13 protein-coding genes, 1 tRNA gene and 4 pseudogenes are annotated in these 20126 nt (G+C 56.7%); 8 read left to right on the top strand and 10 right to left on the bottom strand.

Annotated features, from left to right (window positions below):
- Nucleotides 1–2 precede the first annotated feature (2 nt).
- From RSAL33209_RS09155 to RSAL33209_RS09145, 3 genes and pseudogenes are all read left to right on the top strand, one after another.
- A complete protein-coding gene (locus RSAL33209_RS09155) occupies nt 3–1355 on the top strand; it encodes a 3-oxoacyl-ACP reductase (RefSeq protein WP_012245473.1) in 1353 nt (450 codons plus the stop codon).
- Nucleotides 1355–2257 carry a MaoC/PaaZ C-terminal domain-containing protein gene (locus RSAL33209_RS09150; protein ID WP_041684632.1) on the top strand — a complete coding sequence of 301 codons (903 nt, stop codon included), beginning with the start codon at nt 1355–1357 and terminating at the stop codon, nt 2255–2257. Before RSAL33209_RS09155 ends, RSAL33209_RS09150 begins: the two co-directional genes overlap by 1 nt.
- A 32-nt stretch (nt 2258–2289) precedes the next feature.
- A pseudogene (locus RSAL33209_RS09145) lies at nt 2290–3528 on the top strand (kynureninase).
- A gap of 2 nt (nt 3529–3530) precedes the next feature.
- On the opposite strand, the gene RSAL33209_RS09140 reads toward RSAL33209_RS09145, so the two are convergent.
- From RSAL33209_RS09140 to RSAL33209_RS16270, 8 genes are all read right to left on the bottom strand, one after another.
- The gene (locus tag RSAL33209_RS09140; RefSeq protein WP_012245469.1) at nt 3531–4457 is read right to left on the bottom strand and encodes an L-tyrosine/L-tryptophan isonitrile synthase family protein; all 927 of its coding nucleotides are present in this window, start codon (nt 4455–4457) and stop codon (nt 3531–3533) included.
- A complete protein-coding gene (locus tag RSAL33209_RS09135) occupies nt 4454–5746 on the bottom strand; it encodes a cytochrome P450 family protein (protein WP_012245468.1) in 1293 nt (430 codons plus the stop codon). The genes RSAL33209_RS09140 and RSAL33209_RS09135 overlap by 4 nt, the downstream gene beginning before the upstream one ends.
- A complete protein-coding gene (locus RSAL33209_RS09130) occupies nt 5743–8013 on the bottom strand; it encodes a heavy metal translocating P-type ATPase (RefSeq protein WP_041684631.1) in 2271 nt (756 codons plus the stop codon). Before RSAL33209_RS09130 ends, RSAL33209_RS09135 begins: the two co-directional genes overlap by 4 nt.
- Complete coding sequence (locus RSAL33209_RS09125) at nt 7994–10012, bottom strand: cytochrome c oxidase assembly protein (protein ID WP_012245466.1); 2019 nt, start codon at nt 10010–10012, stop codon at nt 7994–7996. Before RSAL33209_RS09125 ends, RSAL33209_RS09130 begins: the two co-directional genes overlap by 20 nt.
- Before the next feature lie 14 nt (nt 10013–10026).
- Entirely contained in the window at nt 10027–10851 is an 825-nt protein-coding gene (locus RSAL33209_RS09120; protein ID WP_012245465.1) for an ABC transporter ATP-binding protein, read from the bottom strand.
- Nucleotides 10848–11945 (bottom strand): FecCD family ABC transporter permease, encoded by a 1098-nt coding sequence (locus RSAL33209_RS09115; protein ID WP_233496552.1) that lies wholly within the window; start codon nt 11943–11945, stop codon nt 10848–10850. Before RSAL33209_RS09115 ends, RSAL33209_RS09120 begins: the two co-directional genes overlap by 4 nt.
- Entirely contained in the window at nt 11932–13038 is a 1107-nt protein-coding gene (locus tag RSAL33209_RS09110) for an ABC transporter substrate-binding protein (protein ID WP_114597613.1), read from the bottom strand. Before RSAL33209_RS09110 ends, RSAL33209_RS09115 begins: the two co-directional genes overlap by 14 nt.
- Before the next feature lie 148 nt (nt 13039–13186).
- Nucleotides 13187–13807, bottom strand: a complete 621-nt coding sequence (locus tag RSAL33209_RS16270; protein WP_145962066.1) for a hypothetical protein — start codon at nt 13805–13807, stop codon at nt 13187–13189.
- Between the two features lie 494 nt (nt 13808–14301).
- Between RSAL33209_RS16270 and RSAL33209_RS18165 the strand changes: the two genes are divergently transcribed.
- The 3 genes and pseudogenes from RSAL33209_RS18165 to RSAL33209_RS09095 all read left to right on the top strand — a co-directional run bounded on the left by RSAL33209_RS18165 (nt 14302) and on the right by RSAL33209_RS09095 (nt 17103).
- Nucleotides 14302–14676 carry a beta-1,3-glucanase family protein gene (locus tag RSAL33209_RS18165; protein ID WP_049758945.1) on the top strand — a complete coding sequence of 125 codons (375 nt, stop codon included), beginning with the start codon at nt 14302–14304 and terminating at the stop codon, nt 14674–14676.
- Nucleotides 14576–15489 (top strand): annotated as a pseudogene (locus RSAL33209_RS18160) (beta-1,3-glucanase family protein). The gene RSAL33209_RS18165 and the pseudogene RSAL33209_RS18160 overlap by 101 nt, the downstream one beginning before the upstream one ends.
- A gap of 45 nt (nt 15490–15534) precedes the next feature.
- Nucleotides 15535–17103 (top strand): ricin-type beta-trefoil lectin domain protein, encoded by a 1569-nt coding sequence (locus tag RSAL33209_RS09095; RefSeq protein ID WP_012245455.1) that lies wholly within the window; start codon nt 15535–15537, stop codon nt 17101–17103.
- Between the two features lie 56 nt (nt 17104–17159).
- Here RSAL33209_RS09095 and RSAL33209_RS09090 read toward each other — a convergent pair.
- Nucleotides 17160–17242, bottom strand: a tRNA-Leu gene (locus RSAL33209_RS09090).
- A 157-nt stretch (nt 17243–17399) separates the two neighbouring features.
- Between RSAL33209_RS09090 and RSAL33209_RS09085 the strand changes: the two genes are divergently transcribed.
- Together RSAL33209_RS09085 and RSAL33209_RS09080 are read left to right on the top strand one after the other, a co-directional pair.
- Entirely contained in the window at nt 17400–18716 is a 1317-nt protein-coding gene (locus RSAL33209_RS09085; RefSeq protein ID WP_012245454.1) for a M20/M25/M40 family metallo-hydrolase, read from the top strand.
- Nucleotides 18716–19868: pseudogene (locus RSAL33209_RS09080) on the top strand (acyl-CoA dehydrogenase family protein). Before RSAL33209_RS09085 ends, RSAL33209_RS09080 begins: the two are co-directional and overlap by 1 nt.
- On the opposite strand, the pseudogene RSAL33209_RS17075 reads toward RSAL33209_RS09080, so the two are convergent.
- Nucleotides 19865–20122, bottom strand: a pseudogene (locus tag RSAL33209_RS17075) (DUF5703 family protein). The pseudogenes RSAL33209_RS09080 and RSAL33209_RS17075 overlap by 4 nt on opposite strands.
- Between the last annotated feature and the right edge of the window lie 4 nt (nt 20123–20126).

Raw genomic sequence — 20126 nt, 5'->3', positions numbered from 1 at the left:
CGATGGCAAAAGTTCAAGCTGATAAATACACCCAATTCGTTTCGGCAGGCTTCGGTAAGGATCTTGCCAAGAAGCTGGGGCTGCCGCAGCCGGTAATATTGCGGCGTTTTGACCCGGCAGCTCCGCTGATTTCTGGGCCGATTCTGTTGGTCGGTTCCTCAGCCGGTGCCGATGCATTGGCCACGGCATTGCTGGACTGGAAACTAGACGTTCGTCGGCACGCTACGCCAAAACAAAAACTTGGCGGCATCATTGTGGTTCTTGATGAATTGGCAGACCCGACTGAGCTCTCTGAGCCAATTCGTACCGTGGGAGCAGCACTTCGAGATCTGGCGCCGAATGCTCGTGTCGTCACGATTTCACGTCCGGCCGCTGCCGATATCGCTCCGGCGCAGGCTGCGGCCCGCAACGGCGTCGATGGCATCTTGCGCTCGTTAGCCAAGGAACTTCGTGCTGGTGGCACGGGCAATGGAATCGTGCTGGCCGACGGGGTACCGACGACTGCGCCGAGTTCGCTGGGGGCATTGCGGTTCTTCCTTTCTGGCCGTTCAGCGTTTGTTGATGGTCAGTTCCTCACTGTCGGGTCCGAGAAGGGCGCGTTGCCCGCAGATTGGGCACGGCCGTTGGCCGGCAAGGTTGCGATCGTGACCGGCGCGGCGCGTGGCATTGGCGCAGCAATTGCCAAGACTCTGGCCCGAGATGGTGCCGAGGTAATTGCAGTTGACGTACCGGCCGCCGGCGATCATTTGGCCGCCGTCGCCAATAAAATCGGTGGCACAGCGCTTCAGCTGGACATCACAAAAGACGACGCCGGCGAGCGGCTAGTTGCGCACGCCACCGAGCGTTATGGTCGGCTGGACATCGTGGTGCATAACGCGGGTATCACCCGAGATAAGTTGCTGGCCAACATGGATGCCGCGCGCTGGGATTCGGTAATTGCGGTCAATATTGCCTCGCAGTTACGCATGAACAAAGTATTGCTGGCATCGGAGCTTTTCCAGGATGCGCCGCATATTGTTTCGGTCGCATCAACGAGTGGCATTGCGGGTAACCGAGGTCAGACAAACTACGCGGCATCCAAAGCTGGCGTGATCGGTATGGTCAAGGCCACTGCGCCGTTGATGGACTCCGTGAACGGCACAATCAATGCGGTAGCACCAGGGTTTATCGTTACCGAAATGACCGCTAAGATCCCGTTCGCCACTCGTGAGGTAGCGCGTCGGTTGAACTCACTGCTACAGGGCGGCTTGCCTGAGGATGTTGCGGAGACGATTGCGTTTTTGGTGAGCAGCCCGGCTGGCGGCATCACCGGCAATGTGCTTCGAGTCTGTGGTCAGAACATGGTCGGCCAGTGATGAGTAGTCCAGGGCCAAAAAAAGTTGTTCAGCTCCCGGAGTCGCCTTCGCTAGGCGGCTTGTATGCGAATGCCTTGAAGGCAACAGCCCTCGGTGCCATCGGTCTGTCGAAACGTGCCAGAACTTTTCCTGACACTGAGTATCGGGTTTCAGGACTTATCCCGGATCCGGCAAAGCTTGAAGGCTTCAACCGGCTGTTGCACGGAGCGGGTAGAGATAGTGTCCCGGCTGGTTTTGTGCACATCATGAGCTTCCCGATTGCGTTGGGCTTGATGGGTGCCGAAGATTTTCCGGTCCCGTTGATGGGTCTGGTGCACTTGACGAACAGCATTGATCAGTTTCGGCAGATCAACCCGGCTGAACCGTTGGACTTCCGGGTGCGGGTACAGAATCCAGACACACATCGGGCCGGTACTCAGTTTGAGATTGAAGCTGAGGTCCGAGCCGCTGGGACTAAGGAGTTGTTGTGGCAAGGTCTGTCGACCTATTTGGCGCGGGGGGTAAAACTTGGCTTCCCGGAGGTTGCGGACGAGCGGGATAGCTTCGAAGCACCAGAGCCAAATGCGATCTGGCCGCTGGGCGCTGACATTGGACGCCGGTACGGCGCAGTTTCTGGTGACGTTAACCCCATTCATACCAGTTCGATTGGTGCCAAGGCCTTAGGTATGAAGAGCTCAATCGCACATGGGATGTACCTGGCCTCGCGGGCTTTGACCTCCGCGCTGCCCGCTGGTGTGGATGCTTTCCGCTGGGAAGCTGCTTTTGCTACCCCGACTTTCATCCCAGGTACCGTCGCAGTCAGCATTCAGGACATTGGCGAACCTTGGCAGCGAACCAAGTATGTTGGCTGGAACTCACGCAATGGCAAAAAGCACTTCAGCGGGTCGGTTAGTCCGCTCTGACATCTTGAGCGGCTGACGCATATGCTAATCGGATGAGTATTGCGTTGAGCTTTGAAGCCGCACAACAACGAGATTTGTCCGATCCGCTGCGGGAGCATCGGGACTCGTTTATTGGCAGCGATGATCCCCAGCTTGTTGCCTATCTTGACGGCAACTCACCGGTCGGCCGCTGCGGGCCAGTGCCGACCGAGTGGGTGCACTCATCACCGATCAATGGGCTGCGCGGCTGATCCGAGGTTGGGATGAGGCCTGGCTCGAATTACCCGGAAAAATTGGCGATGACCTGGGCAGGGTTTTACTTGGCGCAGCAGCTGGTCAATGCACAATAGGCGACTCAACGACGGTGCTGCTGTACAAGCTCTGCCGGGCGGCAGTCGCTGCACGGCCAGGGCGAACCGAGATCGTGATTGATACCGAAAACTTCCCGACGGACCGTTACATCGTGCAAGGCATTGCTGCCGAGTGCGGCCTGAGCTTGCGCTGGATTCAACCGGCTTACGACGGCGGTGTGACCGCGGAAGATCTCAGCGCCGTCGTCGGCGAGCAGACAGCTTTGGTGGTACTCAGCCACGTTGCTTACCGTTCCGGCTACCTTGCCGATATGACCGCCGTGACCGAGATAGCTCACCGGCACGGTGCACTAATCCTTTGGGACCTATGTCATTCGGCCGGTGCGGTACCAGTTGAGCTTGATCTCAGTGGCGCAGATTTGGCGGTGGGCTGCAGCTATAAATACCTCAATGGTGGCCCGGGTGCGCCGGCTTTTTGTTATGTGCGCACCGAACACCAAGCATCGCTCAGCCAACCCATCCAAGGCTGGTTGGGTAGCGCTGATCCGTTCCAGATGGGTCCGAATTATCAGGCGGCCGCAGGAATTCGTGGTTTCACCTCAGGCACGCCGCCAATTCTCGGCATGACGGCGATGCAAGATATGGTCGCGCTCATTGACTCTGTGGGCATGGAAGCGGTTCGCACCAAATCAATCGCGCTGACCAATTACGCCGTCGAGCTTTGGGCTGGAATGCTGGTACCTTTTGGCGTGGAACTGGCTTCACCGCGTGACGCCGCGCAGCGTGGTGGGCATATCACCAGCGATCATCCGGCGTTCAAAGAGGTCACTGCCCAGTTATGGCAGCAGGGCATCATTCCGGATTTCCGAAATCCGAAATCCGAACGGAATCCGACTGGGCTTGTCCCCGCTATCGACTAGCTTCGCAGAAATTTGGCTCGGGGTGGACGCTATTCGTGCGGCCCTGACGTCCGCGGAGTAGCGCTAGAGCGCAAAGTGATCCGGGCGGCCGTTTCGGTACAACAGCCGAGCACCCACCGGCACGGTGTCCCGGCGAATCAAGTGCACAGATCCGTCCCCCTTTCGGACCGGGGCGGCATGCCAGGGCGTCGTCCAAGTTGACGTTGATTCGAGCAACTTCAGACCAAACTTTGTTGATTTTGCCGGTTGCGGATGAATCGAAAGCCGGATCGCGGTGGGGAATCGCTCACTGACAATCTCGCCCCAGGCGATGCTTCGTTGTAATACGTGATAGGCGCGATTGCGGCACTCACGTTGTAACGCCGACCGGGTTCCCGTGTGGTCAACCGAATCTTCCACGAGGAATCTTATGATGCCGCGATACAACGAAGTTAACGTGGCGTCTGCTCGTACTTGCTCGCGGAGTTGTTCGAGCTGCGGGCCAAACTTGTCAATGATCGATTGCCTCTCTTGTTCGTCCATCTGGCCTGGGTACCGGTCGCGAAGGGAAAAGAATCGCAGATTTTGGAATTGTTCAGCCGTAGCTATCAGCTGCAGCTGTTCGAAATAGGCATCGATGGTGTCTTGATCCACGCCAATAGCGTCTGCAAAAATATGACCATCGCTACACACCACCAGTACCGCGCCGGGGGAGTACAGCGCTGAGATCTTGGTACAGAGCTGATTCAAGAATCGCAACGAGGCACGTTCGCCGTCGTCCGGGAGGGCACCGAGGACTTTGGCAGGGTTAGGGGACTTGCACGGGAAGCCTGGCAACACAAAGGTTAACGGTTGACCAGTTGCCACCTGCGATTCGATGGATGCCAGCGTCTGGACGAAGTCTTTGGCGGACGCCACCGCACCTGATGAGTCCTCGGTTTCCGCCCGAGACACTCGTCGAAATGGCAGCAGCAGGCTCAAGATCTGTACTGAAGTCTCTGCTGCGCTCATGCCAGCACCTCCTGGTAACGCACGGGAAGCGATACCAGACCACGATTGAGCACCGCAGCAACCCAGCTGAGCCCGCCGTCGTCGAGCGCCGCGTGGTCGAGTTCTAACCCGGCCAGACGATCAATAAGAGTGCCTAAACCAATGGCGAGTTCACGCCGAGCCAGCATCGATCCTGGACAGTAATGTGGGCCGCCGCCAAAGCCGAAATGGTTTCGTGCGTTGCCGGAAAGGTCCAGCTGGTCGCCGTAAATTTCGTCTCGATTGGCGGCATTTAGTGCCACGATGACCGAATCGCCGGCGGGGACAAGTTGCCCATAGAACTTCGTGTCAACGGCGAAGAACCGCCAGGTAGCAAGGGCAAAGGCGCCGTCGTATTTGATCAGCGCGTCGATGAAGTCTTCACGGCGATCCGGTTCGGCACAAAAGGCAGCCATTGCTTCCGGATTGGCCAAGAGCGCAAGTAACGACGTCGAGAGTTGGTGGGTGACGGGCTCTTGCCCCGCGACCAACACCTGAAAGATCAGTGAGGAAAGCTGAGCATCACTCAAACCTGCTGCTTTTTTATTGGCTAGCACTAACTCGCTGAGTAAGCCGGTTTGCGCCGGCTTGCCGCATTCCTCAATGATGAGCGCGATGTAGTTCTCTAGCTCCCGAAGCAGCCGTTCGTACTCGGGCCGCCACGGATCATCTGGTCCCACTGGCCGGACGACTTTCCCCCACGAGTGATCAAATTTCTCGGCCAAGATCGGTGGAAGGCCAATGGCGTCAGCAAGTACGCGGAAGGGAAACGCTGCCATAAAGTCCGTGATCAGATCTACGCTGCCGCGAGCGGGCAGTGAATCAATCAACTGGTCGGCAATTGCTTGAATCCGCGAGGTCATCGCGTTGGCAGCCTTCGCTGAAAACGCCGGGACAATCAGCCGACGCATACCGGCATGCACTGCGGCATCTTGATGAAGTAAGTGCGACTGCAACCGAGTGTGTTGCGGTTCTGGCATGATCGACGCTTTTGCCCGCCACTTGGCGTTGCCAAATTCGTGATTCTTTCGAATATCAGGATGGTGCAGCAAGTCTTCGGCGGCAGCTGCCCCGGTGACTAACCACGCATGGACCCCACTAGGGAATCGCACACGATGAATCGCACCAACTTCGTTGAGTCGTTTGAACACCTGATAGGGGTCTTGTAGGTAGTTCGGGCCAAAGAGTTCGACGGCGCCGCTACCATCGCGCGTAAAAGGTTCCGGCGAGGGATTTAGCGTGGACTGATGGTCGGTAAAAGGGCAGCTCATGAATCGGACTCCGCTTCGGTCTGATCGCCAGAAGCGACAAAGTTCCTCAGTCTCAGACTGTTGGTGACCACGAAAAGGCTGGAAAGCGACATCGCCGCACCTGCAATCAGGGGATTGAGCATGCCCAACGCTGCTAACGGAATGGCCGCGATGTTGTAGACAAAGGCCCAGATCAGGTTGCCTCTGATGGTGCGTAAGGTTCGTTTTGAGAGCACGATGGCATCAGCAACAACGCGAAGATCGCTCCGGAGCAAAATGATGTCGGCGGATTTCATCGCAACGTCGGTTCCGCTGACCATTGCCAAGCCGAGATTAGCGGTGGCCAAAGCGGCCGCATCATTGATGCCATCGCCCACCATGGCAACTTTCCGTCCAGCAGATTGCAGCTGAGCAATAGTTTGCGCTTTGTCCGCTGGTAAAACGCCGCCGATTGCCTCGCTAATTCCACTCTGCCGGGCAACTTCATCGGCAACTTCTTGTCGGTCGCCGCTCAACAGGACGGTCCGTAGTCCCAAGGCGTGCAGCTTTTGCACCGCTTCGACCGCTCCTTTACGTAAGGAATCTTGAAGTGAGAACCGTCCCACAGCTTCGCCGTCAAACGCGACATAAATAATCGTCGAACGCTTTTCCAAATCTAGTTCTTCGACGAGGTCTAAACCTTCGGCGGCTAATAATGCCGCGCTGCCAACCAGGACTTCGACGCCCTCAACCGTTGCTCTGACCCCAAGTCCCGGAATCGCACGAAATTCTTGCGTTGACGGAATCTGGATGCCGTTTTCTTGGGCAAACTGGGTAATCGCCTGTGCGGTGGGGTGCTCAGAATGTGCCTCAGCTGCGGCCGCCATCGAGGTGAGCCGTTCTGGGCTAATTCCAGTGCCGTCTATGGTGTTGCTTTGCTTAAGAATCTGGACCAAGCGAACGGTCATTTGTCCCGTGGTCAGTGTGCCGGTTTTATCTAACACCACGGTGTCGATTTGGCCGGAGGACTCTAGTGCCTGTTGGCTTTTGATCAAGATGCCCAGTTGGCTGCCGCGGCCGACGCCGACCATCAACGCCATTGGCGTAGCTAGTCCCAACGCACACGGGCAGGCAATGATCAGTAAGGAAACTGCAGCGCCAAATGCTCGGTCAACCGGGTTTCCGCTGATGAGCCCAAGGGCGAAGACTAGCACCGCTAAGCCCAGCACTACTGGCACAAATACTGAGACGATCTTTTCCACCAGGGCTTGAACGCTGGCCTTACGAGTCTGGGCATGCTCAGCGAGCGCAGCCAATTGTGCCAACTGGGTGCTTTGGCCTACTTTGACCGCCCGAAGACGTAGCCGGCCATCGAGGACAACGGTGCCGCCAACTACCGTGCTGCCGGGGGAGCAGGGTCTAGGTTCTAACTCGCCAGTCATCGCGGAGGTGTCAACTGCGGCGAGGCCATCTTCTACTTCAGCGTCGCACGCAATGCGCTCACCTGGCTTCACCACGAAGAGGTCGCCAACTCGAAGTTGGGCGACCGGGACCACCGACTCAACTCCGTCGCGAACTAGCCGGACTTCGCCTACTGCCAACTTTGCTAGCGCACCGAGGACATTTGATGCGGCAAGCCTAGATTTAGCTTCAAAATATCGACCAGCCAGTAAAAATGTCGTGACGCCAGCAGCCACTTCGAGGTAAATCGAATCGGCGCCCGGTGGAGTCTGCCCGAATCCCACCCAGAACCCTGGTGTGCTCTTATCAGAGAAGATGATCGCCCCCACCGACCAGAAATACGAGGCTAAGACACCAAGCGAGACCAGGGTGTCCATGCTGAATCCACCGTGCCGAAGGTTCCTGGCTGCGGCCCGGTGAAACGGCCAGGCGCACCAGAAGACCACCGGCGTTGCGATGAGCACGCAGAGCCAGTCCCAACCCGGAAACCGGAACTCTGGAATCAGTGCGAGCACAATCGCAAAATTGCCTAAGGGCAGCGTCAATATTGCCGCAATAATCAGCCGGCGAAGCAACATGGCGCTCCGCTGCGGCGCATTTGTTTCCGGCATGCTGGAAGCGCCGCGGGTTACTAGTTCGGCGGAGTAACCGGCTGCAGCTACCGCCTCGATTGCTTGATCAATGCGGTCAGCAGCCAGGCCATTCAATACTGCGCGTTCGGTCGCGAAGTTTACTGTGGCCTCGACGCCGTCGAGCTTGCCGAGCTTTTTTTGGATTCGAACTGCACAAGCGGAGCAAGTCATCCCGCTCAATTGCAATTCGACTGGTTCAGCGATGGTTGTTTTCACTTTGAGTTTCCTTGGCAACATTGGTCTGGCCAGCGCGATGAGCTAAGGCAGCTAGCATGTCGTTGTAGTTATCGAGGCTGTCATCGAGCCCCTGGTCTTTTCGTCGATCGTTTCGACGCTCCTCGCGCCGGTCAGAACGCGACCACTGAGTCAGTAACGCGATCACCACCACGACGAGGGGCAATTCACCCGCCGCCCAAGCAACACCGCCGCCCAGGTATTGGTCGGCGCGTAGATCGGTGTTCCAACCGGGCAGCAGCGAGCGGTAGAAATTCTCGCCAATAACCGTGGTTGAGGACATGACGGCGACTGCGAAAAAGGCATGGAACGGCATGGCCGCCAAGGTGAACCCCAATTTGCCGATATATGGCATTTGCCGGGGTGCCCGGTCAATTCCAATCACGATCCAGTAAAAGAGATAGCCCGAGATGATGAAATGGATGTTCATCGCTTGATGTGCCCAGTGGTAACGCATGCCGAGTTCAAAAAGCGGTGAGAAATAGAGTGCGTAATACGAACCGACAAAGATCGAAAAGACCAGAAGCGGGTTAGTCAGAAATAAGGTCACTTTTGAGTGCATCATCGCGTTGATCCACTCGCGCGGGCCGGACAATGCCCCGGCTGCGGCAGGTTTCAATGCCCGTAACGCTAAAGTCATAGGTCCGCCCAGCACCATGAGTACCGGGGCCAACATATTCAAGCCCATATGGCTGATCATGTGCAGTCCGAAGGAACCGGGCGAGCGTTCAGCCCATACCGATGAGGTGAAGTAGTAGACGGCAAGCCAGCCCAGTATCCAACTGATCGTTCGGCCAACTGGCCAGCTGTCGCCGCGTCTGCGCAGTCGTCGTACGCCGAGAAGATAGCTTAGGACCGCTAGGACCGCCAGGACCAGGAACAACACATTGGGTCGTTCAAAGAGCAGCCACTGAATTGCGGTACGGGTGCCGTCAATATCAAAACCTAGGAAATTTTGCTGCGTTGACTGCGGTAGCAAATAGCGAGGTGGCACGGTAGCTTGCAGCGCCAGCAGACAAGCAAGAAAAATTGCCGCAATGATCGCGCCCGCCATGAGCTGCAGCCGGTAACCTCGGGGCGGTTGACCAGAATTTTCGATGGCCCGGTTGAAATTCTGCCAAGCCCAGGCGGACAGCCCGACGGCTAGCGCGATGGCTGTGAGTAGCCCAATGGCCAGCCTGCCGCAAGCAGAATCAAAGGGTGCTTTGCCGGCCAAACTGATCAACACAATAACCAAGTAGCCAACAAAACCGAGCAGCGAACCCACAAAAGCCATCGCATGGAAGCGCCGGAAAGCCTGAAGATCCAGGCGATGGCCGTTGGCGAGGTGCAGATAAGTTCCGCACAGGGCGCTGAGCCAGACCAGCACCGCGACTACGGCAAAACTGGCCGCGTCGGAGGAGAAGTCATGATCGGCACCCACGGAAACTTGGCCGGCAAAGACCACTAACAACATTGCGGAAATGATCAACATGAAGCTGAAGAACTTACTGGGCCAGCTCTTGCCTTTGAGTAGCAGCGGCACGGCCAATACTGCGCAAATCACGGCCACAATCCAGACCTGCGCGCTCTGGGTGCCATTCACAAAGTCATATACCCCACCGGAAATGACGAGTTTGACTGAGACGCCGTTGTTGTCTGCTGCGACGAATGGCACCAATAAAAGGCAACAAACACCCCAAAGCACAGTGAATCCGGTAGCCCCCTGGCTGAGATTGGCAGATTTCGCTTGCTGGCTCTGGGAATCCTGGCCTCGGCGGGCCGGATTCAGGAATAGCCCAACTGAGATCTTTCCGAGTGCTGCAATAGCGCTGAGCCAAGCGAGGGAACGCAATACAGAAGTGCCAATTGCGGTGACCGGTCCAGGGTTACTGCGGGTCAGCGCGGCGTAGAGCGTATCTCCTTGAATAACTGGAATAGCCACGGCGAGTAGTAGCAACAGCAGCGCGAGAACCGCGGGCAGAATTCGAGACGGTCGCATTTTTTTCCTGATATTCACGGCGCCATCACTGGCTTTTGCCTTGAGCCGCGTGACGGTGAAGTGAGCGGCGCGAAACTGAGGCACATTGAGCCGGTTAAAGGGTTCTGGGCTAGCTTCGACTGCACGCCAAAAACCGACTTCATGTTTTCTTCGTTCAAAACCATTTCCGGGGTACCTGAGGCGACGATTCGACCTTGATCCAGCAGCAATAACTGATCCGCGTAAGCCAGCGCGTGATTGAGATCGTGTAAAGCCAGTAACGCGGCGCGTTCTGGCCGACGGGCGATAATGCTTTGCAAGAGTTCCAACATGCTCAGCTGGGCGGCAATATCCAGATGGTTGGTCGGCTCGTCAAGAATTAGCAGTTGCGTGTCTTGGCAAATCGCCCGAGCAAGAAGTACCCGTTGTTTTTCCCCGCCAGAGAGCGAGCTAAACGCTCGATGACGCAGATCAGTGCACTGAGCCTCTGCAAAAGCAGCATTGATGAGGTCGTAGTCATGACGTTGTAAACCCTGGAGGGGGCGAGCGTGCGGTGTGCGTCCCATCGTCACAATTTCTTCGGAACTGAAGCCCAGTCCAGCACTCTGCTGTTGCGGCAGCACGGCGCGACGTCGCGCTGCTTCTTTTGCGCTGAGCCGCCAAATGTCGTCACCGGCCATCCGCACTTGTCCGGACGCGGGCTTTATTGCCCGATAAGCGGCACGCAGGAGAGTGCTTTTGCCTGAACCATTCGGGCCGACCACGGCAGTGATGGACCCGGCAGCGAGCGTCAGATTGGCTTGATGCAGCACCTCGCGATGCTCTAGCGTGACGCTAACGTTTTCTAGTTGCAAACTCATGATGCCCTCTCGTGATTTCGGGTGCGCAACAACCAAAGGAAGAAGGGCGTGCCTAGCGCCGCCGTGAAAATTGTCAACGGGTATTCGTTGGGCGGATCAATGAGTCGAGAAGCCAGATCAATCAGCACCAAGAAACTCGCACCGGCAAGCAAAGCCATGGGTAAGAGCTTCCGGTAATCAGTGAAGCCGAGCATTCGTAGCGCGTGCGGAATGATCAAACCAACAAATCCGACCGCACCGGCAACAGTTACCGCTACCGCCGTCAGAACTGCGCTCGCGATAAGAAGTTGCCAACGCAAGGCGTTGATCCCGATCCCGAGCGCAATGGCGTCGTCCTCGCCTAATGCCAAGGCGTTAAGTTGCCTAGCCCGACTCAGTACCAAAACGGCTGAAGTGGCAATAGCAAGCGCGAGTATCGGCAATTGCTGCCATTGCGCGCCGGCGGTGCTGCCGAGCATCCAGAAAAGGATGCCCCGAACCTGAGCGGGATCAACGTGTAGTTGGATCAGTGTGGTGCCAGCCATCGCGGCTTGGCCCAGCGCAACACCGGCTAGCACGATTCGGTTGCCAGACAGCTTTCCCGCTCGCTGGGCGAGCAAGACGAGTAGCAGCAAAGTGATCAGCGCACCGGCAAAGGCTGCCCCGCTAACCCCAAACCCAGCGACCGAACCGACGCCTAGCGCCATCACCGAGATTGCCCCCAACGACGATCCCGATGAAACGCCGATCACGAAAGGGTCGGCCAGGGGATTGCCCACCACACCTTGAAGTACCGCACCGGCCAGCGCTAAAGCTGCGCCGACCAAAGCCGTTAATATGACTCGAGGTAACCGCAATTGCCAGATGATCTGTTGATCAAGCAGAGATTGCGGATCTACTGAGGAGCTCGCGCCAAATAGCCCTTGGCCAAAAATGTTTCTGCCGATCACCTTGATAATGTCCCAAGGTGCTACGTAGACCTGGCCAAGCGCGGTTGCCGCCAGGATGCTCAGCACCAGAACCAGTAGCAATACCGTGACCGCCAACCCCGTTCCGCCCTTTTGACGAGCGGAACGGGGCTGGCGAATCATCTGCGCTGAATCAGCTAAACGCATCAGGATGGGTAACTTGAGCGATTTTTTCGATCGCGAGCGCATTGTGCGGCCCGAGGTAGGCGCTATCCGCTAGCGAGACGAAGCGCTTGTTTTTGGCTGCGTCCCATTGCGGATACGCCGCAAACAGCTTTTCCGCCTCAGTCTGGGCATCTTCAGCCGCGGTAAAACGTCCTAAGACCAAGACGTCAACCTTGGCTGCGGCCAGCTGTTCGGCACTCAGACTGCGGGTGAACATCCGATCTTGACCAGTAAAGGCGTTTCGCGCACCAGCCGCGCCCAACAAGGAGTCGTATTGAGAACCGGTCATCACAGCGGGCAAGCCGTTCGAATTCATCATGGACATGCCCGGAAATGCGACCAAAACTGTCGGCTTTTTCTTGGCGCTGCCGGAAGCGCCAATTTTATCCGCGACGGACTTCACACGCTGATCAATGGACTGATTCAGCTCCTGGGCTTTCGCCTGGACGTTGAACACCTTGCCTAACAAGGTATAGAACGTCTTGGCTGATGCCCAGGAAGCGTTAGCAAGAGCAGTTTTCTCTTCCGCGCTGGGGCTGGCTTTGCCTAGGGCACACTGGTCGGGGTTAATAAGCGTCTTCGCGCCAATCGCGGCAAGTTGCTCACGAGTGGCCATGCCTTTTCCGGTGTCGAAGGCGCCAGAGGAGTTAGCAATGACCAGATCTGGCTTCAAATTCAATAGAGTCTCGGCCGGAATATCGCGTTGCGTCGAGCCAGCGGAGCTGACAGTAGGCAAAGCAGAAATTTGTTGCGCCATCGAGGGATCGTCATAGACGCCGTACTTTTGCGCATTGGCGACGACCGACTTGGCCAGGCCCAACGCTAAGACGCTCTGCACTTCTGCGATGGAGTTGCCGTTCAGAATGGCTACGCGGCTCGGAGCTTTGTCGAAACTCTGGCTAAGGCCACAGTTGTCCACGGTCAGCGGGTATTCCGTAGTTGCTGCCGGGGTCACGGAGCTATTTTGCGCGGCAGCTGAGGGACTATTTGAAGCGCCAGCTCCGCATGCGCTAAGCGCGAGAGCAAGCACAGCAACGGCACCGACGGCGGATGCCGAGCGGGTAAGGGGGTTCATGAATTCTCCATAAAAATGGTGAAGAGAATGACTCAAGCCGCAACGGTGAGGGCTTGATTTGGCTCATGAATGCGTACGTTTGTGGCAGCACGGAAGCGGCAGAATCAGCCAGCCGGCTAGGAGAACAGGTCCTCCCGGATCTAAGCGATCAGAAAACGTACGCTGTTGCCGCTGGCGGCCCGCGATGGTGCTGTCGGAGAAAGACCTCTCGCGAACTAAACGCGGCTAGTCGCGTATGCGGTGCCAATCGTGGTCGTTCTTGGTGTGCTGGCAGTAAAGCCATTGCGATTATCAGCAATGGGCGCAACATGAGCTTTATCGCATTGATGAGCTGCAAAATGGCAGACTCACCACGACGAAAGGCTGCAACGGTCAAAATTCCGGCTGCCAAGTGCGCGAAAAGCATAAGTTGTTCAGCGCCACTCGTTGCGGAGCTGAGATCTGCAGTAGACAAGCCTGGTAGGGCAAAGGGTCGATGGTGATGTCCCGACGGCGTGGATGCGGCAGAGCCGAAGCTTGCGTCACCCAGAAGGGCAAAAAGTCTATGAAAAATCAGCTGCGAGCCGACGACTGCCAAAATCAGCCGAGGAAGCGAAATTTTCTTTCCGGCCAGCACCGTGCAAACCAGTGCGGATAAAGTCAGCGCCAACAGGAATGCGATGCCGAAAGGGAAGCTTCCGCCACCCACCGTATGCGAGCAGGCCGCCGTGAGAGTCGCGAAGGAGGCGGCACTCCATCCGCGAAGCAGGCGTAAGTTGAGAGTATTCATCACTTAGCACCCCTCCCACAGTCGTCTTGACAGCCCGGCTCGATTCTACACGTCGTCGAAATGGTCGTGAATCTTGATTGTTTGTGACGCCACGGTGCGTGAAGTGGAAACCTTTTCATCACTTGTTCGCAGTGGAAGTTAGTTCATAGCTCTTACTCAGATTTCACTCAGGTTCTTGATGGGTTTCTTGCCGTTTTCTAGCGGCATCCGGAAGCTTTATTGCGGTGTTCTTTCTTTGCTTGCAGCGATTAGTTATCTGAAGGCGTTGTTAGATAGCTTGCAAATCAATCATGAGAGAACGTTTGTCGGTGTTCGCTGATTCAGGGGAATCTGCTGCTTTTTGTGAAGTCTCGCCAGGCAAAGATTGCTGGACGGTACTGGCTTTAGTTGAAGTTCGGATGGCGTATTACCGGGTGTGAGCATGAAATTATGCCGCTCCGGATTTTAGTCACGGCCAATTTCGAAGAACTTCTACTCAATACAGGAGACCCAGAATGGAACCCTTTTCGCGACGAACCATGCTTTTAGCTTTTCCGGCCACCGCAGCAGCAATCGCCTTTACCGGCGCGGGCTCGACCGCCGCTATGGCCGCTAACCAAGTCGCCGCCAAATTGACCTTTTCCATCGGCAATAAGTCCGGAATCAACAAACCTTTGTACCTTTACGTGCTTGGCACAGACTTAGCCAGCGGGCGTCTTGGCTATGTCCGGCAAGACGGAACTTTCCTCGCCTGGCCAAAAGGGGCAAATCCGCCGTCGCCTGCTCCGGATGCCTCAATCGCCGGGCCTAATAACGGCGGAACAGCTACCCTCCAGGTGCCCAAAGGAGTCTCTGGCCGGATTTACTTGGAGATCAGGGGACAAGCTTGACTTCCGGCTCACTCCGGACGGATTAGTGCAACCAGATGTGGCGAACCCTTCGGATCCGAGCCGAAATGTGCTTTTTGACTTCAGCGAATTCACCTACAACGACGGCGGCCTGTATCTGAACTCCTCGCAGGTCGACATGTTTGCGGTGCCGCACACGGTCAGCCTGGTTGCCCAGGACGGCTCGACTCGGGTGGCCGGCACCTTGGTTCCGCGGGGTCGTAACAACGTGATCCAACAGATCAAGGGCCTGGCTGATTGGCAGCGAAGCGTTATTGAGCGCAGCGACGGCACAGTGCTGCGGATCTTGGCACCAGCCAAGGCTGCGGTGGCAGGGTTGATGTCGACCGACTACCTCGATGGTGAAATCACTCGGGCGTGGAATGCCTACACCTCGAAAAACCTCACCATCGTGCCGTTTGGCGACCGGCCAAATGTGAAGTTGGAAATGCCGTGCGGTTTACTGACACGGCAGGCAACCAGGTGGCGAGTTTCAACAAGCCAAGCACCGCAAATGTCTGGAATTGCGATGGAAATCTCTTCGCTCCCAATGATCAAACGGTGGGGCCGATCGCTCGGACGCTCGGTGCCGCTTTGAATCGTTCGACCCTGGTTGACTTTTCCAATCAGCCCACAACAGATCCTTCGCAGTTTTACCGCGGAGATCGCACAAACCACTATGCGCGCGTCATTCACGCGGATATGGCTGATAAAAAAGCCTATGCCTTTCCGTTCGACAACGTGGCCAACCAAGAGCCGCTCGTCGCCGACTCAAATCCACGCTCCGCGGGTATCGAAATCGGCCCGTTCAACTGATCGTGTCTTTCAACTAATCGATCCATCGTTCAAAGGAGAACCACTATGTCCAAAATTTCCCTTTCCGCGGTGCGACGAAGCACCTCGGTCATCACCGTGGCGCTTTTGTTAGCGGCCACCGGCACTGGCCTGGCCGACGCCGCCCCGCAGCCGAGTACCAATCCGTCTACACCCAGCAACGACAATGGCGCAATATCGGCCGCGCAATCGTCGGCAATGCAGCGAGACCTGAAGCTGTCTGCAAGCCAAGTTCCGCTGCAGCTTGCCGTGGATGCCAAAGCATTCGACGTCGAGAGCAGCGTGAGTAATTCGCTCGGTAGCGCCTATGCGGGTACCTGGCTGGTCCAGGGCTCCAACGTGCCTTCAGTGGGTATTTTGGATCCAAAGCTGGCAGCGAAAGTTGTTGCGGCAGGCGGTCAACCCGTCGTCGTAGCACGCAGTTTGAGCACGCTGGACGCCGTCAAAGCCAAGTTGGATGCAAAGATGGCTACCGCCAGCGCGAAGGTGCGTTCCTGGTACGTCGATCCCGTGACTAATACCGTCGTGGTCGAAGCTCAGGATGCACAAGCTGCCCAGGCATTGGTGAGTACCGCGGGTGTTGCCAACGATCAGGTTCGAACGGTCACCGTGTCTTCCGGCTACGAGCCGAAGGACGTCACGCGTGGTGGCGATGAATTTCACCGCAATGTTCAGGGTGGATATATTTTGTGTTCGATCGGCTTCGCGGTCGATGGCGGATTTGTGACCGCCGGGCACTGCGGGGCCAACGGCCAAAATGCGCAGGGCTTCAACGGCAAAGAACTAGGAACCTACCGTGGCTCGACCTTCCCCGGTAACGACTACGCCTGGGTCCAGACCAACGGCGATTGGGATGTTCAAGCAAACATCAACAATTACAGTGGTGGCGCCGTAGCAGTGAACGGCTCAAACGAAGCAGCTGTTGGTGCCTCAATTTGCCGTTCCGGGCGCACCACGGGCTGGCGTTGTGGCAATATCAAAGCGAAAAATGTCACGGTCAATTACTCCGATGGACCGGTCTACGGAATGACCACAACCAGTGCCTGTGTTGAAGGCGGAGATTCCGGCGGATCTTTCATCTCAGGCAACCAGGCCCAGGGTGTCACTTCGGGTGGTTCCGGAAATTGCTCCGCCGGTGGCGATTCGATCTTCCAGCCGCTGCAACCGATCTTGCAGAAATACAATTTGCGATTGAAGTTGCAAGGCGGCGGTTGCGGAGGCAAGTCAATCATTGGCTTGGCTAATAAGTGCATCGACGTACCAAACTCGGATTTCTCCGATGGCAAGCGCCTACAGCTTTGGGACTGCAACGGCAGTAGCGCGCAAAAGTGGGACTTCGCTGGTGACGGCACTCTGCGCGCTGATGGTAAGTGTATGGATGCGCCGGGCGCCGGTACCTCGAACGGGACGCCGGTACAGTTGGCCAACTGCAGTGGAAACAAAGCGCAGCAGTTCACGCTCAGCGGAGCCGGCGACCTGGTGTCAATCCTGGCCAATAAATGCGTAGATGTGACCGGAAACAACAGTGCCAGCGGCACGCAGCTGCAGCTCTGGGAATGTGCGGGCACGGCTAATCAGAAGTGGAGTGTTGGCTAGAAGGCGCTGAAAGGCAGTAAGGCCCGGATCAATTGATCTGGGCCTTACTGGCATTGTGCGCGGAGGGGGACTTGAACCCCCACCCCGTTTCCAGGACTAGCACCTCAAGCTAACGCGTCTACCATTCCGCCACCCGCGCAGGTGGACTTTTGTGACTTCTTTACCGATCAAAAACCGGCTCAAAACTCATAAAAGCAGCGAGAAAAACCATAACACGACTCTGTGTGAATCGCTGAATCGGGGCAGCGGTAGGCTGGAGTTACACCCAATGGAGCAAGTCGATCGGAGAGTCACGCGTGGCAGAGCTCAGCAGTAATCAGAACGCCTCAGAAGAGGTCATCCGGATTTGTCGGGACCTCATTCGGATCGACACGTCCAACTATGGTGATGGCACCGGACCAGGCGAGCGAGCGGCTGCCGAATACACCGCCGGTCTGATCGAGGAAGTAGGTCTGGAGACCACGATCTTCGAATCTGCGCCCGACCGCACCTCGGTTTTGACCCGGATGAAAGGCAAAGATTCATCCAAGGGTGCGCTCATTGTGCACGGGCACCTCGATGTAGTTCCTGCGCAAAAAGAAGACTGGTCGGTAGATCCGTTTGGCGCTGAAGAAAAAGATGGCCTGATTTGGGGCCGCGGTGCGGTTGATATGAAGGAAATGGATGCGATGATCCTTTCGGTCATGCGTTCATTAGCTCGTGAGGGGCACCAACCAGAGCGAGATTTGATTTTTGCTTTCTTCGCTGATGAGGAAGCTGGCGGAAAATTTGGTTCACACTGGGCGGTAGAGAACCGACCCGAGCTCTTTGAGGGCGCCACCGAGGCGATTTCCGAAGTCGGTGGCTATCCAACGGAAATCGGTGGTCGGCGGACTTATCTGCTGCAGACAGCAGAAAAGGGCCTATCGTGGCTGCGGTTAGTTGCGCACGGACGAGCGGGCCACGGCTCGCAAATAAACACCGATAATGCCGTCACCCGTCTGGCCGCCGCGGTAACCCGAATCGGTCAATACGAATGGCCGATTGAATTGACCAAGACCACCCAACAGTTCCTCGAAGGCGTCACCGAACTAACCGGCGTGGAATTTGATCCAGATAATCCAGAGGAAATTCTCAAGGAACTCGGCACAGTTGCCCGATTCGTGGGCGCAACGCTGCAAAATACGACAAACCCCACGGTGCTGCGTAGCGGCTACAAGCACAATGTCATTCCGGGCACCGCAGAGGCACTCATTGACGCTCGGACGCTGCCGGGACAGCAGGAAAAGGTGCTCGAAATTGTTCGCGAACTTGCTGGTACCGGCGTGGAAGTCAGTTGTTCGCACCAAGATGTGGATCTAGAAGTGCCGTTCTCTGGCAACCTCGTTGATTCGATGATCGATGCCTTGCAGGCTGAAGATCCGGGCGCAAAAGTACTTCCCTATACGCTTTCCGGCGGCACCGACAACAAAGCCCTGAGTAAACTGGGAATTACTGGCTACGGCTTTGCGCCATTGCAGTTGCCGCTTGACTTGGATTTCCCGGCAATGTTCCACGGGGTTGATGAGTGGGTTCCCGCGGACTCGCTACGGTTTGGTGTGCGGGTGCTCGACCGGTTGCTGAGCACCTACTGATGCCAGAGACGGTAGCACCAGCACAACTGCTCGACGAAGCGCTACTAGTGCGATTTAGGCAACGTGCCGCTGACTATGATGCGCAGAACTCTTTTTTCAGCGAAGATCTCGAAGAGCTCGTTGAGCTGGGCTACCTAAAGATCTTCACTGCGCCGAACGCCTCCTTGCAAGCAGCAGCCGCAGCACAACGGAAATTGGCCACGGCGGCGCCCGCGACCGCCTTAGCGGTCAATATGCATTTGGTCTGGACCGGCGTCGCCAAGCTGCTCAAAGATCGAGGGGACGACTCCTTACAGTTTGTGCTTGATGAGGCCACCGCGGGGGAGATCTTTGCTTTCGGTAATTCCGAAGCCGGTAATGATTCAGTGCTTTTCGACTCCAACACACGCGCTGAACCGACAGCAGACGGTTACCGGTTCTACGGGCGCAAGATTTTAACTTCGCTCTCGCCGGCCTGGACCAAGTTAGGCGTCTTTGGCAAAGACTCATCAGGTGCAGAGCCAAAACTTGTGCACGGATTTATTGATCGAGACCAAGCTGGCTATTCAATCGCTGCCGATTGGGACACGCTGGGGATGCGTGCGAGCCAATCAAACAGCACCGTGCTCGACGGCGTTGAGGTCCCGAGTGAGCGAATCTTCCGGAAACTGCCGGTAGGTCCCAATGCGGATCCGTTAGATTTTTGCAATTTTTGCTTGCTTTGAAACCTTGCTCGCTGCGGTTTACGCGGGCATCGGCGAGCGGGCGGTGGCTCTAGCCGCAGAAGCTGCCTTGCGCCGTCGTTCATTAGAGAATGCGGCACCGGCGTCCAACGATCCCTTGATCAGGGCCAGAGTAGCTAAAGCCGCCATGATCATGGACGGAATCTATCCGCAAATCAATAGCTTGGCGGCGGATGTTGATCAGCAGGTAGCGCATGGCTCGCAATGGTTTGCGCAGCTAGTTGGCTTGAAGATTCGCAGTACGACGGCGGCGCGCTAAGTGGTGAGCTTGGCCGTTCAGGTCAACGGTGGCGCAAGTTATTTCACCGGTAATGAATTGGGCAGGCTCTACCGAGATGTGCTTGCTGGGCAGTTCCATCCCTCAAGCGAAGACTCGGCTTTAGGCACTGTTGCCACGGCCTGGTTAGGTCCGATTACCGAGGCGCTTTAGACAGTTCGCTCGACGCGCAGGACTTTCCGGCGAAGCCAGTATTGTCTGCCGCCGCCAACGTAGAGTCTGCTGCGTTGGAGCTCCTATTTGCCGTACTCGGCATGCTCTGTGAGGCGTTGTCGAGCCTCATTTGCCGGCTCCTGTGGGCTGACCGTGAGCACCAAATATTCGTATTGCCGGGCGTAGTCGCGCTCCAGCCGAACAGAGCTTTCTTGGCTGCCCCGGAGAATTCGTCGTCCAAATTCTTCTCTCATGACT

This window comes from Renibacterium salmoninarum ATCC 33209, assembly GCF_000018885.1.
Taxonomy (GTDB): Bacteria; Actinomycetota; Actinomycetes; order Actinomycetales; family Micrococcaceae; genus Renibacterium; species Renibacterium salmoninarum.
Note: the sequence above shows the minus strand (reverse complement) of the source record. Positions and strands in the feature narration are given on the sequence as shown.